Below are 15,395 nucleotides of genomic sequence, written 5' to 3'. Positions count from 1 at the left end.
TTTTTAGTCCTTACTTACGGAATGGGAAGTTGAACGCAGACAAAAGTGCACGTGCTTCTTCGTCAGACTTAGCTGAAGTAGTAATTGTGATATCTAAACCACGTACTTTATCAACTTTATCGTAATCGATTTCAGGGAAAATGATTTGCTCACGAACACCCATAGAGTAGTTACCACGACCATCGAATGACTTAGCATTCAGGCCACGGAAATCTCGTACACGTGGGATAGCGATTGTTACCAAACGCTCAAAGAAATCCCACATACGTGCTCCACGTAGTGTTACTTTACAACCAATCGGGTAGCCTTCACGAATTTTGAAGCCTGCCACAGAGCGGCGTGCTTTAGTGATCATTGGCTTTTGACCTGAGATTGCTGCCATATCTGACGCAGCGTGCTCTAGGACTTTTTTATCAGCCAGTGCTTCACCAACACCCATGTTAAGGGTGATTTTCTCTATTCGAGGGACTTGCATGACAGACGTATAGTCGAATTGCTTTTGCAAATCAGACACCACGTTGTCTTTATAGAAATCATGCAGTTTCGCCATCGTAAACTCCAGTTACTTCACAAGTTCGTTATTAGATTTGAAGAAACGTACTTTTTGTCCGTCTTCTAATCTAAATCCAACACGATCTGCTTTACTCGTTGCCGAGTTGTAGATCGCAACATTTGATACTTCGATCGGTGCATTTTGTTCAATGATTCCGCCAGCTACGCCCGCTTGTGGGTTTGGCTTTTGGTGTTTCTTTTGAATGTTTACACCTTCAATAATTACTTTACCGTTAGCTAAAACTTGAGAAATTTTCCCAGTTTTACCTTTATCTTTTCCGGCAATAACAATTACTTCATCGTCACGTTTTATTTTTGCTGCCATTTTCGGTTCCTTACAGTACTTCTGGCGCCAGCGAGACTATCTTCATGAAATTTTCATTTCGAAGCTCACGGGTTACAGGGCCAAAGATACGTGTACCGACAGGCTGGTTGTTTGCATTCAAGATAACCGCAGCGTTGCGATCAAAACGAATTACAGAACCATCGGGACGACGTACACCTTTTCTGGTACGCACTACCACAGCTGAATGAACATCACCTTTTTTAATTTTTCCACGAGGAATTGCTTCCTTCACAGAAACTTTGATGATGTCACCGATTGCTGCATAACGGCGATGCGAGCCACCAAGGACCTTAATACACATTACGCGTCGAGCGCCACTATTGTCGGCGACATCTAGCACACTTTGCATTTGGATCATTATAGTGCTCCGCTATTTACTATTAATACTCTCTAAACGAGTCGTGTTCCCCATATTTTCAGGGAGCGGCATCATACCACCAACTTTATTAGAAAGATAGTCTAAAAAAACGGCACTCAAAAAATGAGTACCGCTTCGCTTATGTAATCAAATTAAATTATCTAAAATCAGATAACTATGCTTTGGTTACGATTTTTGCCAATGTCCAAGATTTATTCTTAGATAAAGGACGACACTCACTAATTTCTACGTAGTCGCCTTCATTACACTGGTTTGTTTCATCATGTGCATGTAGCTTAGTAGTACGCTTCATGAATTTACCGTATAACGGGTGCTTCACTTTACGTTCAATAGCTACAACGATAGATTTTTCCATCTTTGCACTGATTACTTTACCTTGAAGAGTACGAGTATTTTTTTCGCTCATTACGCACCTGCCTTCTGATTTAATACTGTCTTAACACGGGCGATGTCACGACGCACTTGTTTAACTGAGTGCGGCTTTTCTAACTGACCTGTGTTTAACTGCATACGTAAGTTAAATTGCTCACGTAATAAGTTTAGAAGTTCAGCATTAAGCTCTTCAACGCTTTTTTCTTTAAGTTCGTTAGCTTTCATTACATCACCTTACGAGTTACGAAAGTTGTTGCCACTGGCAATTTAGCTGCTGCAAGAGCAAATGCTTCACGAGCCAATGCTTCTGGAACACCTTCCATTTCATAAAGAACTTTACCTGGTTGAGTTTGAGCAACCCAATATTCCACGTTACCTTTACCTTTACCTTGGCGCACTTCTAACGGTTTGCTGGTAATCGGTTTATCAGGAAACACACGGATCCAGATCTTACCTTGACGTTTAACATGACGAGTCATTGCACGACGTGCTGCTTCGATTTGACGAGCAGTAATTCGACCACGACCAGTTGCTTTTAAGCCAAATTCGCCAAAGCTTACTTCCGCGCCTTTAGAAAGACCACGGTTGCGGCCTTTCATCATTTTGCGGAACTTCATACGTTTTGGTTGCATCATTAGATTTTACTCCTACTTACCGCGACCTTTGCGTTTTGGTTTAGCTGGCGCTTCTTCTTGTTGAAGTGGTAAACCACCAAGAATCTCGCCTTTAAATATCCAAACCTTAACACCAATGATACCGTAAACAGTCAATGCTTCTGATGTTGAGTAATCAATATCGGCACGAAGAGTATGCAGAGGTACACGACCTTCACGATACCATTCGTCACGAGCGATTTCTGCACCACCAAGACGACCACTAACTTGAACTTTGATACCTTTAGCGCCTAGACGCATAGCATTTTGTACCGCACGCTTCATAGCACGACGGAACATAACACGACGCTCTAACTGAGAAGAGATTGAATCTGCTACTAGTTTTGCGTCAAGTTCAGGTTTACGAACTTCTGAGATATTGATTTGAGCTGGAACGCCGGCCATTTTAGCAATAGCTGTACGTAGTAACTCAACATCTTCACCTTTCTTACCAATTACAACACCAGGACGAGCTGTGTGAATAGTCACACGTACGCTTTTCGCTGGACGTTCAATAGTAATTTTAGACAAAGAAGCGTTTTTCAATTTCTCTGTTAAGAATTTACGGATTTGAAAATCACTGTATAAGTTATCTGCAAAATCTTTTTTGCCTGCATACCAAGTAGAGCTAAATGCTTTAGTGATACCTAGGCGAATACCGTTAGGATGAACTTTCTGTCCCATTGTTTAACCCCTGTCTGATACCACTACTGTGATATGGCAAGAACGCTTCATTATGCGATCGGCACGACCTTTCGCACGCGGCATGATACGCTTCATTGTTGGACCTTCGTCAACACAAATTTTTGTGATAACTAGTTCATCAACATCAGCGCCTTCATTATGCTCGGCGTTTGCAATTGCAGAATCTACAACTTTCTTGATCAAAACAGCGGCTTTCTTAGGGCTGTATGATAAAAGTTCTAGTGCTTTTTCTACTGGAAGACCACGTACTTGATCTGCTACCAGGCGCGCTTTCTGAGCCGAAGAACGAGCGTATAAATGTTTAGCTAAAGCTTCCATAATTACCTCTATTTCTTCGCTTTCTTATCCGCGACATGGCCACGGTAAGTACGAGTTGGTGCAAATTCACCCAGTTTGTGACCGATCATTTCATCAGTTACGAATACTGGCACGTGTTGACGCCCGTTATGGACAGCGATAGTTAGACCAATCATATCAGGAATGATCATAGAGCGACGAGACCAAGTCTTAATAGGCTTTTTCTCGTTACTGTCAACCGCTTTCTCTACCTTCTTCAGCAAGTGTAGGTCAATAAAAGGACCCTTCTTGAGAGAACGTGGCATGGCGATACCTCTACTTATTTCTTATTGCGACGACGAACAATATACTGATCAGTTTTCTTGTTCTTACGAGTTTTGTAACCCTTAGTTGGAACACCCCAAGGAGACACAGGATGACGACCACCCGATGACTTACCTTCACCACCACCATGTGGGTGATCTACTGGGTTCATTACAACACCACGAACGGTAGGACGAACACCACGCCAACGCGTAGCACCAGCTTTACCTAGTTGACGTAGCATATGTTCTGCATTACCAACTTCACCGATTGTTGCACGACACTCAGCAGGGATTTTACGCATTTCACCACTACGTAAACGTAGAGTAACGTAAGCACCATCACGAGCTATAATTTGGCTGTATGAGCCAGCTGAACGTGCAATTTGTGCACCTTTAGCAGGTTTCATTTCTACAGCGTGTACTGTTGTACCTACTGGGATGTTACGCATCGGCAAACAGTTACCTGCTTTGATTGATGCATCTTCACCAGATTGGATCATATCACCAGCAACCAGGCCTTTAGGGGCAAGGATGTAGCGACGTTCACCATCAGCATAAAGTACTAGTGCGATATTTGCACTACGGTTTGGATCATATTCCAAACGCTCAACTTTTGCCGGGATACCATCTTTATTACGTTTAAAATCAACTAAACGATAGTGTTGTTTGTGACCACCACCGATATGTCGAACCGTAATGCGACCGCCATTATTACGACCACCAGATTTAGATTTTGACTCTAAAAGTGGAGCGTATGGCTTGCCTTTATGCAGATCGTTGTTTACCACTTTAACTAAGTGGCGACGACCTGGAGACGTAGGCTTACATTTTACAATAGCCATCTATAATTCCTCTACTCAGCGCCATCGAAACTAATGTCTGCACCTTCAGCCAGAGAAACGTATGCTTTTTTCCAGTCGCTACGGCGACCCATACGTTGACCTGAACGCTTGGTTTTACCCTTCACGTTAAGTGTGCGAACACCAGTTACTTCAACATCAAATAACTTCTGAACTGCCGCTTTGACTTCTGCTTTAGTCGCAGTACCTGCAACTTTGAATACCATAGTGTTATGGTTTTCAGCAGATAAAGTTCCCTTTTCAGAGATATGCGGGGCTAGAATAACTTGCAGTAAACGTGCTTCACTGATCATGCTAGGCTCTCCTCAATCTTTTTCACTGCATCAGCAGTTACTAAAACTTTATCAAACGCGATTAGGCTTACTGGATCAATACCTTGAACATCACGAACGTCAACTTTATACAAGTTACGCGCTGCTAAGAATAGATTTTCATCTAATTCTTCAGTGATAATCAAAACATCTTTAAGATCCATGTCTTTTAATTTAGCTGCAAGCTCTTTAGTTTTAGGAGCCTCTACAGTAAATTTTTCGACAACGATTAGACGATCCTGGCGAACTAACTCAGACAGAATACTTCTTACAGCACCGCGATACATTTTTTTGTTAACTTTTTGGCTATGGTCCTGAGGACGAGCTGCAAAAGTTACACCACCACCTACCCAGATTGGGCTTCGGATTGTACCTGCACGTGCGCGACCAGTACCCTTTTGACGCCATGGCTTCTTACCACCACCGCGAACATCACTACGGGTTTTCTGAGCACGAGTACCTTGACGAGCACCGGCTGCATATGCAACGACTACCTGATGTACAAGGGCTTCGTTGTATTCACGTCCAAAGGTAGTGTCAGAAACTTCAAGAGCACTTTGTGCATCTTTCAATACCAATTCCATTACTAACTCCTCGGCTATGCTTTAACAGCAGGTTTGATGAATACGTTGCCATTTTTCGCACCAGCTACTGCACCTTTAACGAGCAGTAAATTGCGTTCAATGTCTACGCGAACAACTTCAAGGTTTTGAGTCGTAACACGCTCAGCACCCATATGACCAGCCATTTTCTTGCCTTTAAATACGCGTCCCGGTGTTTGACATTGGCCAATTGAACCTGGAGCACGATGGCTAATAGAGTTACCGTGAGTCGCATCTTGCATAGAGAAATTCCAACGCTTAACAGCACCTTGGAAACCTTTACCTTTAGATTGACCAGTAACATCTACTTTATTTATTTCGTTGAACAACTCAACGCTTAGCTCAGCACCAACTTGAATATCTGCACCTTCGTCTTGACCAAGGCGGAATTCCCATAAACCACGACCTGCTTCTACACCTGCTTTCGCAAAGTGACCAGCTTCAGGTTTGTTTACACGGCTTGCTTTTTTAGAGCCAGCTGTTACTTGAATAGCTTGGTAGCCATCAGTATCAAGTGATTTAACTTGAGTAACACGGTTTGGTGAACATTCTAGAACTGTAACTGGAATAGAGACACCATCTTCAGTGAAGATGCGAGTCATACCAACTTTACGACCTACTAGACCGATTGTCATTACGATAACTCCTCTCTAACCCAAACTGATTTGAACATCAACGCCAGCAGCTAAATCTAGCTTCATTAGTGCGTCAACAGTCTTTTCAGTTGGTTCTACGATATCAATCAAGCGCTTGTGAGTACGAATCTCATACTGATCACGCGCATCTTTATTAACATGCGGTGAAGTTAGTACTGTGAAACGCTCTTTACGAGTAGGTAGTGGGATAGGACCACGTACCTGAGCACCTGTGCGCTTTGCAGTTTCAACGATCTCCGCCGTTGATTGATCGATCAATTTATGATCAAAAGCTTTAAGGCGGATACGGATTCTTTGGTTCTGCATGGACCAAAACTCCAATAGTTAAAAATACAACATACAAATATACACCTGACCACCTATTATAAATAGATCTCAAGTGTATATTCAAACTAGTAGCTCCCCAATTGGGAGACATTTTTGATAGCCAATATTAAAATCTGGCTATGGGGTTAAAAAACCCACCCGCCATATTGGCAAGTGGGCGTATAATACATTATCTATAAACTAAGGCAAGTATTTATTGTAAGTTTGTTTAAAAAACATTCAAAAGGATCTGCTTGGTTCTATAACCACAAGGATCCCTTCGTTACTGATATTAGCGATCCTTTTTTATGTTACATTTTATACTTATTCGATGTTTATTATTCATTTTATCACCACTAGGATCTCTTGTGTCTGTCGTCACTCAATTTTACCAACAACTTAAACATTTAGCCGAGCAATCTAACCATCGACAGCTGTGTTGTATTCAAGGAACGCTACAATGGTGTTTTGAGCAAGCTTCAGCAATTATTGAATTTGAAAATAATGATTATAAATGGTGCGGTGAAAGCCCTACTTCTGTTGAAGCTTGTCATTATCTATCTTTACTAGGGCAAGATGTTCATTTGTTATTTATGAATATGCATCAACAATTCGATGCCAATATGTTTGCAGCAGCAGAAGGTGCTGTATGTGGTGGTTCGGTTATTGTTTTACTGCTACCTGAACAAAACACGGCAAATGATAATTTTTCACTATATATGCAGAAACAACTTATTACGCATCAAATCCCGATATTGAATGACACTCAACAACCTTCATTAAGAGATAAACAGCTAGCCTCCCCTACTTCTCATCAATACTTATATATAGAAGAGCAACAACAGGCGATTAAACAAATCATTAACACGGTTAAAGGGCATCGACGCCGACCGTTAGTTCTTACTGCTAATAGAGGAAGAGGAAAATCAGCAAGTTTAGGTATTGCTGCGGCAACCTTGATTAACCAAGGTTTAACTAAAATTATAATTTGTGCGCCAAGTAAGCAAGCCACTATTACTATATATAAACATGCAAAACTAATATTAATGGATGAGGAAAATTTGCAACGGCTTATTTTCATACCTCCCGATGCATTAAACAATGAGCAACCAGAGTGTGACTTGCTAATAATTGATGAGGCCGCTGCGATCCCTCTTAAATTGTTAATTTCGTTTACAAAGCGTTATTCACGAATTGTCTTTGCAACAACACAGTTTGGTTATGAAGGCTCAGGACGAGGATTTGCTTTACGTTTTCAACAGCAGCTAAATAATATAGCCCCAGAATGGCGGCCTTTTCAGCTTACTCACCCAATACGTTGGGCTCAAAATGATCCTGTTGAAACATTTACTCTTTCAAGTTTATGCTTAATTGAGCAATCGACGCAAACTGCAATCAATGATAATGACCTTAAACCAACTATTTCGATCATTGAACAAACGGCGTTACTTGAAAATCCTGAGCTATTGAACCAATTATTCTCACTTTTAGTTAATGCCCATTATCAAACTAAACCTTCAGACTTAGCTTCTTTATTAAACGATCAAAATTTAACGATTATTGCTATGCAACAAGATCAGGAAATAATAGCGGTTTCATTAATAAACCATGAAGGAAGATTTGATCAAACAATAAGTGAACAAATCTATCAAGGTAAACGCAGACCTAACGGCCACTTAATTGCTCAATCACTGACTTTCCATAGTGGATTTAAGAATGCAGCAACTCATTCATTTGCTCGTATTCAACGTATTGCAGTACAACCAATGCTACAAAGAAAACAATTAGGCAGTAAATTACTACAATGGATCATTAATTGGGCGGCTACACAGCAATTTGATCATTTAAGTGCTAGCTTTGCAGCAAGCGGACATTTATTACAATTTTGGTTACGCCACCAATTACAAGTTGTACGTATTGGAATCCGTAAAGATAAAAGCAGCGGACAACATTCATTTATGGTTAACTTACCTTTAAGTCCACAAGGTAAAGAATTACACCATCAAATACAGACTGACTTCCATAAACAGGTTAAAGTACAGGTTAGCCGACAACTTAGACAATTAGACTCGTCATTAATTATCACATTATGGCCAAATATTGCATTCGAACCATTGAAAGCGTCAACACAACAAGCACTATCAGGTTACGTAAATGCGAATCGTAGTTACGACAATGTTGAGTATTTATTAATTGAATTATTATATAGCTCATCATTAGCGAGTTTAAACAATCAACAACAACGATGTTTAATAGAAAAAGTAATTCAAAACCATAGTTGGCAAGAAATAATACAAGAACACCATTTTACTGGACAAAAACAAGCACAGGCATTTATAAAAAAATGCATTGATGACTTACTTACGCAACAAATAAGAGAACACACAACATAATGAGACTCGACAAATTTATCTGTGAATCAACAGAATTGACACGTAGCGAAGCAAAAAGTGCTATTCGTAAAGGCTTAATCAGCAATCAGGCTGGCACATTACGTAGTGGTTCTTACAAAATCGTTGCCGACGATATTATTGAATTTAAAGGACAGGTAATTACAACGCGAGGGTTTCGCTACATTATGCTTAATAAACCGGCTGGCTTTATTAGCTCAAACGTTGATGAGCAAATGCCTAGTTTATTAAACCTTATCGATATAGAGAAAAAACAAAACGTATTCATTGCGGGTCGTTTAGATGCTGATACAACAGGGTTAATTTTAATCACTGATGATGGTCAATGGTCGCATCAGGTAACCAGTCCTCGTAAGAAATGTGAAAAGCGTTACCGTATCTCATTGCAAGATCCAATCAGTGACGATGCTATCTCACTTTTTGCTGAAGGCATTCAACTTAAAAGTGAAAGCCAAGCTTGTTTACCAGCAAAATTAGAAGTACTCAGTGAAAAAGAAGTACTGTTAACGATTAGTGAAGGTAAATACCACCAAGTTAAACGTATGTTTGCAGCAGTAGGTAACTATGTAACTAAACTACACAGAGAGCAAATAGGTGAAGTCGAATTAGATCATAACTTAGCGTTAGGAGAGTCGCGCTTTTTAACGGAGCAAGAGGTCAATGGATTCAAATAAATCTTTTAATCAACAATGTTACGACTTACTGCGTCAAATACCAGCAGGTAAAGTGGTAACCTATGCAGATATTGCTCATCAGCTTGGCGGTAAAGCTTATCAAGCGGTGGGCAATGCGATGGCAAAAAATCCAGATGTAATCGTCGTTCCATGCCACCGAGTGGTCAATAGTAACGGCAACATCGGCAAGTTTGCATTAGGCACGGATAAGAAAATAGCGCTTCTAAAACAAGAAGGCATTATTATTAATACAGATACAGAGAATCCGAAAGTAGTTAACTTAAATAAACAACGTCATACATTTAAGTAAGTCTCGGCATTCACCTATATTAGTAAATTTAGCTATATTAGTAATATTTAACAGCATTAATGATAAAGCACAGCAATAACGTTAAAAGGAAGAGCTTGTGTTTAATAGCCATGCCTTCCTTTAAACGTCTTCTAACAATAATACCTTATTCTGTAAATACTACTGTTCTGGTGCAACTGGATAAATCCCCTCTTCCAACCATTGATACTGATTACTCAAAATATCGTCGGCAATTGCTTTTGCAGTCTCTCGTTGAGGAGTCGATAACGCTTTAAAATGCTCTTCTATTCTTTCTGATGCTAATACACAATGATGATCTGCCAATGAAATGGCATTAGTATTACCGGCTTTTGCTTGGCTTTTCGCATAAGAGCAAGTCACGGCCATCGCAAAGATTTCACAGCCGATGGTCATAAGGTGCCCCAACGTTTCTTGGCGTAACTCTAGCTTTTCTCGGTGCACTAACATTTGCTCAAACAACACCCTTGCTAAGCGATGTGAAGTACGCTGACAATAATTAATGTGTTCAACTAGTTTTCCACTATGCGTAAATTGCTCAATAAACTCTTTATTGATAATTTGCGAAGGATACCAAGCAGCATATTCTTTAAATAACTTAAAAGCCGCATCTCGTTTAGTCGTGAAATCAGCATTAGGTTTAATTAAATCAGAAGCCAAAGATAAATGAGTATCTAACGCTTCCCTGCTTAAAAATAATTCCATTACATCCGTTGTACCTTCAATAATGCGATTAATACGGCAGTCACGTAACATGCGCTCTACCGGAAAAGGTAATTCACCACGGGCTTTTAATGAACTGGCTTTTTCATAACCTCGACCACCAAACATTTGTACGGTTTCATCCATCACATTCCATGCCATCTCACTACAAAATAACTTGGCCATGGCGGCTTCCATACGAATATCAACATCGCCTTTGTCCGCCATAAAACTCGTTACCCAGGTAACGGCTTCCATGGCAAAGGTTGTTGATGCGATATAAGCAATACGATTTGAGCCTTTTTCATGTTTTGCAATCGGCAATCCCCATTGCACACGTTTCCCACCCCAACGGCGAGTCATATTAAGGCATTGCTTTGCCATACCGGTGCTAGCCGCGGGAATCGTTAAACGACCTGTGTTTAGCGTCGCTAATGCTATTTTTAAACCTTGGCCTTCTTCTAAAATTCTATCTTCAATAGGCACTTCTACATCTTTGAACTCAATCAAACCATTTTGAATGCCACGTATCCCCATAAAATCACAACGATGCTTAATGTTAATCCCGGGACTTTGGCCTTTCACTATAAAAGCTGAAATTTGCTTAACTTCTTTATCACCAATAACTTTAGGGGCGGTGCAAGCCATCACCACTAAATAATCTGCGATGAGGCCATTAGTGCACCAAAGCTTTTCGCCATTAATAAGGTAATGTGTACCAGCTGCATTTAAAGTTGCAGTGGTTTCCATTTGAGCGGGATCGGAGCCAACACTTGGTTCTGTCAATGCAAAGGCAGAAATAGCACCATCTTTAAATAATGGTAAAAATCGTTGTTTTTGATCGTCTGTACCAAATAACTTAATAGGCTGCGGCACACCAATGCTTTGATGAGCAGAAACAAGCACCGCAGTTGAGCCACAATGACTGGCGATCGCCATAAGGACACGATTATAGTTAACTTGTGATAATCCTAAGCCACCATATTCTTTAGCTATTTTCATCGAAAAAACACCGACTTTAGCGAGAGCTTGCATTGCTTCAGTGGGGATAGTGCGAGTTTCATCTACTAAATCAGCATCTAAGGTCTCAGCGAGTACAACTCCCACTTCTTTTACTAATTGATCTCCTACTAGCTTGTCTTCTTTGCTTTGCTCAGGAAAAGGGAAAATAGCATCAGATTTAAACTCCCCCATGAAGAGAGATTTTGCAAAACTTGGGTGCTCCCACACTGAATCACGGGCAGCTTCGGTAAGGTTTAGCGATGACGCTTTTTCATCACTCATTTTAGACGTATCAATCACTACTTTTTTGTCTTCAGGAAAACTCATAACAGCTCCTTATTTAAATAGCTAAATAGTTAAATTAGTCACTCTTTCAATTCTTATTAATAAAAACCACGCTGTTCGTCTGCACACTTCTGTAAATAAGGCGAAACTTGATAACGAATACCAACTTGTTGTTGTAACTTATCTAATCGTTGCACTATTTCCTGACAACCAATGCTATCGGCCCAGCGACACAATCCGCCTCGCCAAGCAGGGAATCCTGTCCCCATGATCATCGCTAAATCAAGCTGTCCAGCATTTTCGACAATACCTTCATCAATACAATGTGCCGCTTCATTGATCATCACTAGCATTAAACGATCAATAATATCTTGCTCACTAAAGTCCTTACTACTTGCAACACAACCTGCTTGATACAACAACTGGTTCACCTCGACTTCTTTATTCTTATAATGATAAAAGCCGCGTCCACCTTTCTTACCTGATAGTTTTAAGGAACCATGAATATGCTCTAATATAGGTGCAACCGCCATCCGCTCTCCAAAACCAGCTTCTAAAATGACAGCGACTTTATAACCAACATCTATGCCCACTTCGTCTGCTAACTGGAAAGGTCCCATCGGCATTCCGAATGTAGTGATCGCAGAATCCACTTTTTCAATGTCAGCCCCTTCTTGTAATAAATAAGCAGCTTCATTTAAATAAGGCAATAAAATACGATTAACTAAAAAACCAGGGCAATCATTAACCACAATAGGCACTTTTCCCCAGGCTTTACTGATCGCAACAGCTTTAGCGATGGTTTCTTCACTGCTTTGCTCACCTCTAACAATTTCTACCAATGGCATACGATTAACAGGATTAAAAAAATGCATACCACAAAATTGTGAAGGGCGCGCTAACACAGAGGCCATCTCGGTAACTGATAATGCGGACGTATTGGTACACAGCAAACTATCATCTGGTAAAGCAGCTTCAGCTTCTTTTAACACTTGCTTTTTAACCTGCATAACTTCAACAACGGCTTCAATGGCAATTTGCGCATGGTTAAATCCCGTATAGTCGAGAGAAGCCCCGATGCGATTAATAGCAGTATCAATTCCTGCTTGTTTAATACGACGGCGTTTTTTAAGTTGATTAAAATAATCAGCTGCTTGTTGATAACCTAGTTGAATAGATTCCCAGTTAATATCTTTTATACGAACCGATAATCCCTTAGAACTCATTAACCAAGCAATACCTCCTCCCATTACGCCAGCACCTAAAACAGCGCCAGAGGTGGGTAACATTTTAGGCTGTGGATAACGTTCTTTTTGCTCTTTTTTAATTTGCTCGTTAAGGAAAAATAACGAAATAAGATTTTTACAAACATCCGTAGATGCTAAGTTAGAAAAAGCATGAAGCTCTCGTTGAATGCCCTCTTCAAAATTGCATTTTTTACGATAAACCTCCAGAACAGCTAATGGTGCAGGGTATAAACCTTTAGTCGTTTTCATGACATTCTGATGGGCTTTTTTCAAAATATATAAACGCGCTAAATGCGAGTCCATTGCAGCAGCCATTGTCTTGTGTGTCACACTTTTAGGTTCTCTCCTGCTAATCAGACTTTCTTGAAAACGAGTCTCCTTTAAGTCTTCTAAGAATTGCGCTATTTGTTGTTCAAGCTGTATCGATGAAATAACTTTATCGACCAACTTAATACGATAAGCTTTTGCAGCAGGTAATAATTTACCAGGAAGTATCATGGCTAACGCTTCAGGCAACCCAACTAAACGAGGCAAGCGCTGTGTACCGCCCCACCCAGGAATAATCCCTAACTTAACTTCAGGCAAACCTATTTTAGTTTTTGGATTATCGGTGGCTAAGCGGAAATTACACGCTAATGCGAGTTCACAACCACCGCCAACGCAAGCACCATCAATCACTGCGACGGTGGTTTGTGGTAATTGCTCAAGAGCGTTAAAGATGCTTAATCCTTGTTGTGCTTTCTCTTTTGCCATTTCAACACTATCTATTTGTTGTAGCTCTTCGATAGCCGCCCCCGCAATAAAGATATCTTTTTTAGCACTCTCAAAACTCACCACTTTTTGTGGGACAGTTTCGATATCTTTAATTACTTCAAACAGCTCTTTCATTAGTTCAGCTGACAGTTTATTGATAGCTTGATCTTGATAATCAAACGTAACGCGAATTAACCAATCATTCTTTTGTATTTGAATGTGTTTCATTATTCGACCTCCAATACTAATGCAGCACCTTGACCACCGCCGATACATAGAGTCGCTAAGCCACGCTGTAAACCTTGCCGTCTTAATTCATGTAATAAGGTTAATATTAAACGACCGCCTGTTGCACCAACAGGGTGACCCAAGGCAATCGCACCACCATTAACATTTAACTTACTCGGGTCTAATTCACCGATTGCTTGCGATGATTGTAAATACTGTTGAGCAAATGATTTACTCGCAAAGGCATGTTGATTAGCAATCACTTGTGCTGCAAACGCTTCATTCAATTCTATTAGGTCAAAATCACTTATTGCTAAACCTGACTTTTGTAATAGCTTGGTTGTTGCATAAACAGGACCTAATCCCATTCGACTGCCTTCCAAACCTGCATAGCTGTAATCAGTTAAATAACCTAATGGTGTTAACCCCATTTCTTTTGCTTTAGATTCCGACATAACCGTCAAGGCAACGGCGCCGTCAGTAATTGGACATGCATTTCCAACGGTCACACTACCCGCTAAACGGTCAAAATAAGGGCGAAGCTTCGCCAAACTAGCGAACGTTTGATCTTCTCGAGGTCCATTATCTACATGTTGAATATGTTGATAGTGAGGACCAACAGCAATGCTCATTATTTCATCTTCAAACTTCCCTGCTTGCTGTGCTTTAATCGCTTGTTGGTGACTGTTTAAAGCAAACTGATCTTGCTGCTCTCGTGTAATTCCAAACTCGCGAGTTAACACCTCAGCTGTTTCCCCCATATTTAAACCACAAACGGGATCAGTTAAGCCCAGCTCAATACCAATAATTGGTTTTAGAAAAGGTAAACGGAATTGAGAAAGTACTTTGAGTTTGGCGATAGGTGTTTTAGCTTGCATCATACGTAGAAAAAACTGCGTCATTTGCGAAGAGTATAGTAAAGGAATGCTGGACATCGACTCGCTACCGCCCACTAATGCAGTCTCAATTTCTCCTGCCAATATTTTGTTCGCAGCGGTTGTCATGGCTTCCATACCCGACGCACAGTTTCGGTTTACTGTATAAGCACAAGTACTAGTAGGAAAACCGCCTTGTAATGCAATTACTCGAGCGATATTAGCGGCATGACCAGGCTGTGCAACATTGCCCATAATCACTTCATCTATATCATGATAATCGAGCACAGAACGCGCCATTAGTTCTCGAACGACAACAGCGCCTAATTGATCTGCTTGCATCGTTTTTAACGCGGAACCTGCTTTACAGAATGGACTACGGCCACCGTCTATTATTGCTAGTCTTTCTTTCATTAACCACCTCCAACATCGTAACGATGTCCATTAGTAATGAGCAAAAAAATAAAAATCATCCCTAAAAAAGCTTATTAAACTAATACTTAAATTAAGCGTACGGGGAAAGATTAATTATTTACAGTGAGTTTA

General features: G+C 40.5%; 20 protein-coding genes. 3 read left to right on the top strand and 17 right to left on the bottom strand.

Features of this window, described 5'->3' with window-relative positions; genetic code table 11:
- Nucleotides 1-10: 10 nt before the first annotated feature.
- The 14 genes from rplE to rpsJ all read right to left on the bottom strand — a co-directional run bounded on the left by rplE (nucleotide 11) and on the right by rpsJ (nucleotide 6,344).
- Nucleotides 11-550, bottom strand: a complete 540-nt coding sequence (gene rplE / locus Q0794_RS00400; RefSeq protein WP_025563072.1) for a 50S ribosomal protein L5 — start codon at nucleotides 548-550, stop codon at nucleotides 11-13.
- A 12-nt stretch (nucleotides 551-562) separates the two neighbouring features.
- Nucleotides 563-877 (bottom strand): 50S ribosomal protein L24, encoded by a 315-nt coding sequence (rplX, locus tag Q0794_RS00395; RefSeq protein ID WP_025563073.1) that lies wholly within the window; start codon nucleotides 875-877, stop codon nucleotides 563-565.
- Between the two features lie 10 nt (nucleotides 878-887).
- Complete coding sequence (rplN, locus tag Q0794_RS00390) at nucleotides 888-1,256, bottom strand: 50S ribosomal protein L14 (protein WP_025563074.1); 369 nt, start codon at nucleotides 1,254-1,256, stop codon at nucleotides 888-890.
- Between the two features lie 175 nt (nucleotides 1,257-1,431).
- The gene (gene rpsQ / locus Q0794_RS00385; RefSeq protein WP_160064692.1) at nucleotides 1,432-1,683 is read right to left on the bottom strand and encodes a 30S ribosomal protein S17; all 252 of its coding nucleotides are present in this window, start codon (nucleotides 1,681-1,683) and stop codon (nucleotides 1,432-1,434) included.
- On the bottom strand, nucleotides 1,683-1,874 hold the full coding sequence (gene rpmC / locus Q0794_RS00380; RefSeq protein ID WP_025563076.1) for a 50S ribosomal protein L29: 192 nt from the start codon (nucleotides 1,872-1,874) through the stop codon (nucleotides 1,683-1,685). The genes rpsQ and rpmC overlap by 1 nt, the downstream gene beginning before the upstream one ends.
- Nucleotides 1,874-2,284: a 50S ribosomal protein L16 gene (rplP, locus tag Q0794_RS00375; RefSeq protein ID WP_025563077.1), complete on the bottom strand. Its 411-nt coding sequence runs from the start codon at nucleotides 2,282-2,284 to the stop codon at nucleotides 1,874-1,876. The genes rpmC and rplP overlap by 1 nt, the downstream gene beginning before the upstream one ends.
- Nucleotides 2,285-2,296: 12 nt before the next feature.
- Nucleotides 2,297-2,986, bottom strand: coding sequence for a 30S ribosomal protein S3 (rpsC, locus tag Q0794_RS00370; RefSeq protein WP_025563078.1), 690 nt, complete (start codon nucleotides 2,984-2,986; stop codon nucleotides 2,297-2,299).
- 3 nt (nucleotides 2,987-2,989) lie between these two features.
- Nucleotides 2,990-3,325, bottom strand: a complete 336-nt coding sequence (gene rplV / locus Q0794_RS00365; protein ID WP_025563079.1) for a 50S ribosomal protein L22 — start codon at nucleotides 3,323-3,325, stop codon at nucleotides 2,990-2,992.
- An 8-nt stretch (nucleotides 3,326-3,333) separates the two neighbouring features.
- Nucleotides 3,334-3,609, bottom strand: coding sequence for a 30S ribosomal protein S19 (gene rpsS, locus Q0794_RS00360; RefSeq protein ID WP_025563080.1), 276 nt, complete (start codon nucleotides 3,607-3,609; stop codon nucleotides 3,334-3,336).
- Between the two features lie 14 nt (nucleotides 3,610-3,623).
- The gene (gene rplB / locus Q0794_RS00355; protein ID WP_025563081.1) at nucleotides 3,624-4,451 is read right to left on the bottom strand and encodes a 50S ribosomal protein L2; all 828 of its coding nucleotides are present in this window, start codon (nucleotides 4,449-4,451) and stop codon (nucleotides 3,624-3,626) included.
- Between the two features lie 11 nt (nucleotides 4,452-4,462).
- Entirely contained in the window at nucleotides 4,463-4,762 is a 300-nt protein-coding gene (rplW, locus tag Q0794_RS00350; protein ID WP_025563082.1) for a 50S ribosomal protein L23, read from the bottom strand.
- Complete coding sequence (rplD, locus tag Q0794_RS00345; RefSeq protein ID WP_025563083.1) at nucleotides 4,759-5,364, bottom strand: 50S ribosomal protein L4; 606 nt, start codon at nucleotides 5,362-5,364, stop codon at nucleotides 4,759-4,761. Before rplD ends, rplW begins: the two co-directional genes overlap by 4 nt.
- A 14-nt stretch (nucleotides 5,365-5,378) precedes the next feature.
- Complete coding sequence (gene rplC, locus Q0794_RS00340; protein ID WP_166372635.1) at nucleotides 5,379-6,017, bottom strand: 50S ribosomal protein L3; 639 nt, start codon at nucleotides 6,015-6,017, stop codon at nucleotides 5,379-5,381.
- A gap of 15 nt (nucleotides 6,018-6,032) precedes the next feature.
- Complete coding sequence (gene rpsJ, locus Q0794_RS00335; protein WP_025563085.1) at nucleotides 6,033-6,344, bottom strand: 30S ribosomal protein S10; 312 nt, start codon at nucleotides 6,342-6,344, stop codon at nucleotides 6,033-6,035.
- Nucleotides 6,345-6,652: 308 nt separating this feature from the next.
- Here rpsJ and Q0794_RS00330 point away from each other — a divergent pair, with 308 nt between their 5' ends.
- The 3 genes from Q0794_RS00330 to Q0794_RS00320 are packed head-to-tail and all read left to right on the top strand — an operon-like array spanning nucleotide 6,653 to nucleotide 9,739.
- Entirely contained in the window at nucleotides 6,653-8,737 is a 2,085-nt protein-coding gene (locus Q0794_RS00330; protein WP_366522472.1) for a GNAT family N-acetyltransferase, read from the top strand.
- Nucleotides 8,737-9,429, top strand: coding sequence for a pseudouridine synthase (locus tag Q0794_RS00325; protein WP_298939401.1), 693 nt, complete (start codon nucleotides 8,737-8,739; stop codon nucleotides 9,427-9,429). Before Q0794_RS00330 ends, Q0794_RS00325 begins: the two co-directional genes overlap by 1 nt.
- Nucleotides 9,416-9,739, top strand: a complete 324-nt coding sequence (locus tag Q0794_RS00320; protein WP_298939400.1) for an MGMT family protein — start codon at nucleotides 9,416-9,418, stop codon at nucleotides 9,737-9,739. Before Q0794_RS00325 ends, Q0794_RS00320 begins: the two co-directional genes overlap by 14 nt.
- Before the next feature lie 159 nt (nucleotides 9,740-9,898).
- On the opposite strand, the gene Q0794_RS00315 is transcribed toward Q0794_RS00320, so the two are convergent.
- Genes Q0794_RS00315 through Q0794_RS00305 form a run of 3 tightly spaced genes read right to left on the bottom strand, consistent with a single transcriptional unit; the run spans nucleotide 9,899 to nucleotide 15,263 of the window.
- Nucleotides 9,899-11,788 carry an acyl-CoA dehydrogenase family protein gene (locus tag Q0794_RS00315; protein ID WP_298939399.1) on the bottom strand — a complete coding sequence of 630 codons (1,890 nt, stop codon included), beginning with the start codon at nucleotides 11,786-11,788 and terminating at the stop codon, nucleotides 9,899-9,901.
- Nucleotides 11,789-11,844: 56 nt separating this feature from the next.
- A complete protein-coding gene (locus Q0794_RS00310) occupies nucleotides 11,845-13,974 on the bottom strand; it encodes a 3-hydroxyacyl-CoA dehydrogenase NAD-binding domain-containing protein (RefSeq protein WP_298939398.1) in 2,130 nt (709 codons plus the stop codon).
- Nucleotides 13,974-15,263: a thiolase family protein gene (locus Q0794_RS00305; RefSeq protein ID WP_298939397.1), complete on the bottom strand. Its 1,290-nt coding sequence runs from the start codon at nucleotides 15,261-15,263 to the stop codon at nucleotides 13,974-13,976. The genes Q0794_RS00310 and Q0794_RS00305 overlap by 1 nt, the downstream gene beginning before the upstream one ends.
- Nucleotides 15,264-15,395: the final 132 nt, after the last annotated feature.

Source organism: uncultured Psychromonas sp., from assembly GCF_947489755.1.
Classification (GTDB): domain Bacteria; phylum Pseudomonadota; class Gammaproteobacteria; order Enterobacterales; family Psychromonadaceae; genus Psychromonas.
This window is presented reverse-complemented; position numbering and strand designations above follow the sequence as displayed.

What these genes read in the sequence shown, in the direction of transcription:
- rplE (WP_025563072.1), bottom strand. Translation starts at nt 550, where the DNA reads ATGGCGAAACTGCATGATTTCTATAAAGACAACGTGGTGTCTGATTTG.
- rplX (WP_025563073.1), bottom strand. Translation starts at nt 877, where the DNA reads ATGGCAGCAAAAATAAAACGTGACGATGAAGTAATTGTTATTGCCGGA.
- rplN (WP_025563074.1), bottom strand. Translation starts at nt 1,256, where the DNA reads ATGATCCAAATGCAAAGTGTGCTAGATGTCGCCGACAATAGTGGCGCT.
- rpsQ (WP_160064692.1), bottom strand. Translation starts at nt 1,683, where the DNA reads ATGAGCGAAAAAAATACTCGTACTCTTCAAGGTAAAGTAATCAGTGCA.
- rpmC (WP_025563076.1), bottom strand. Translation starts at nt 1,874, where the DNA reads ATGAAAGCTAACGAACTTAAAGAAAAAAGCGTTGAAGAGCTTAATGCT.
- rplP (WP_025563077.1), bottom strand. Translation starts at nt 2,284, where the DNA reads ATGATGCAACCAAAACGTATGAAGTTCCGCAAAATGATGAAAGGCCGC.
- rpsC (WP_025563078.1), bottom strand. Translation starts at nt 2,986, where the DNA reads ATGGGACAGAAAGTTCATCCTAACGGTATTCGCCTAGGTATCACTAAA.
- rplV (WP_025563079.1), bottom strand. Translation starts at nt 3,325, where the DNA reads ATGGAAGCTTTAGCTAAACATTTATACGCTCGTTCTTCGGCTCAGAAA.
- rpsS (WP_025563080.1), bottom strand. Translation starts at nt 3,609, where the DNA reads ATGCCACGTTCTCTCAAGAAGGGTCCTTTTATTGACCTACACTTGCTG.
- rplB (WP_025563081.1), bottom strand. Translation starts at nt 4,451, where the DNA reads ATGGCTATTGTAAAATGTAAGCCTACGTCTCCAGGTCGTCGCCACTTA.
- rplW (WP_025563082.1), bottom strand. Translation starts at nt 4,762, where the DNA reads ATGATCAGTGAAGCACGTTTACTGCAAGTTATTCTAGCCCCGCATATC.
- rplD (WP_025563083.1), bottom strand. Translation starts at nt 5,364, where the DNA reads ATGGAATTGGTATTGAAAGATGCACAAAGTGCTCTTGAAGTTTCTGAC.
- rplC (WP_166372635.1), bottom strand. Translation starts at nt 6,017, where the DNA reads ATGACAATCGGTCTAGTAGGTCGTAAAGTTGGTATGACTCGCATCTTC.
- rpsJ (WP_025563085.1), bottom strand. Translation starts at nt 6,344, where the DNA reads ATGCAGAACCAAAGAATCCGTATCCGCCTTAAAGCTTTTGATCATAAA.
- Q0794_RS00330 (WP_366522472.1), top strand. Translation starts at nt 6,653, where the DNA reads ATGTTACATTTTATACTTATTCGATGTTTATTATTCATTTTATCACCA.
- Q0794_RS00325 (WP_298939401.1), top strand. Translation starts at nt 8,737, where the DNA reads ATGAGACTCGACAAATTTATCTGTGAATCAACAGAATTGACACGTAGC.
- Q0794_RS00320 (WP_298939400.1), top strand. Translation starts at nt 9,416, where the DNA reads ATGGATTCAAATAAATCTTTTAATCAACAATGTTACGACTTACTGCGT.
- Q0794_RS00315 (WP_298939399.1), bottom strand. Translation starts at nt 11,788, where the DNA reads ATGAGTTTTCCTGAAGACAAAAAAGTAGTGATTGATACGTCTAAAATG.
- Q0794_RS00310 (WP_298939398.1), bottom strand. Translation starts at nt 13,974, where the DNA reads ATGAAACACATTCAAATACAAAAGAATGATTGGTTAATTCGCGTTACG.
- Q0794_RS00305 (WP_298939397.1), bottom strand. Translation starts at nt 15,263, where the DNA reads ATGAAAGAAAGACTAGCAATAATAGACGGTGGCCGTAGTCCATTCTGT.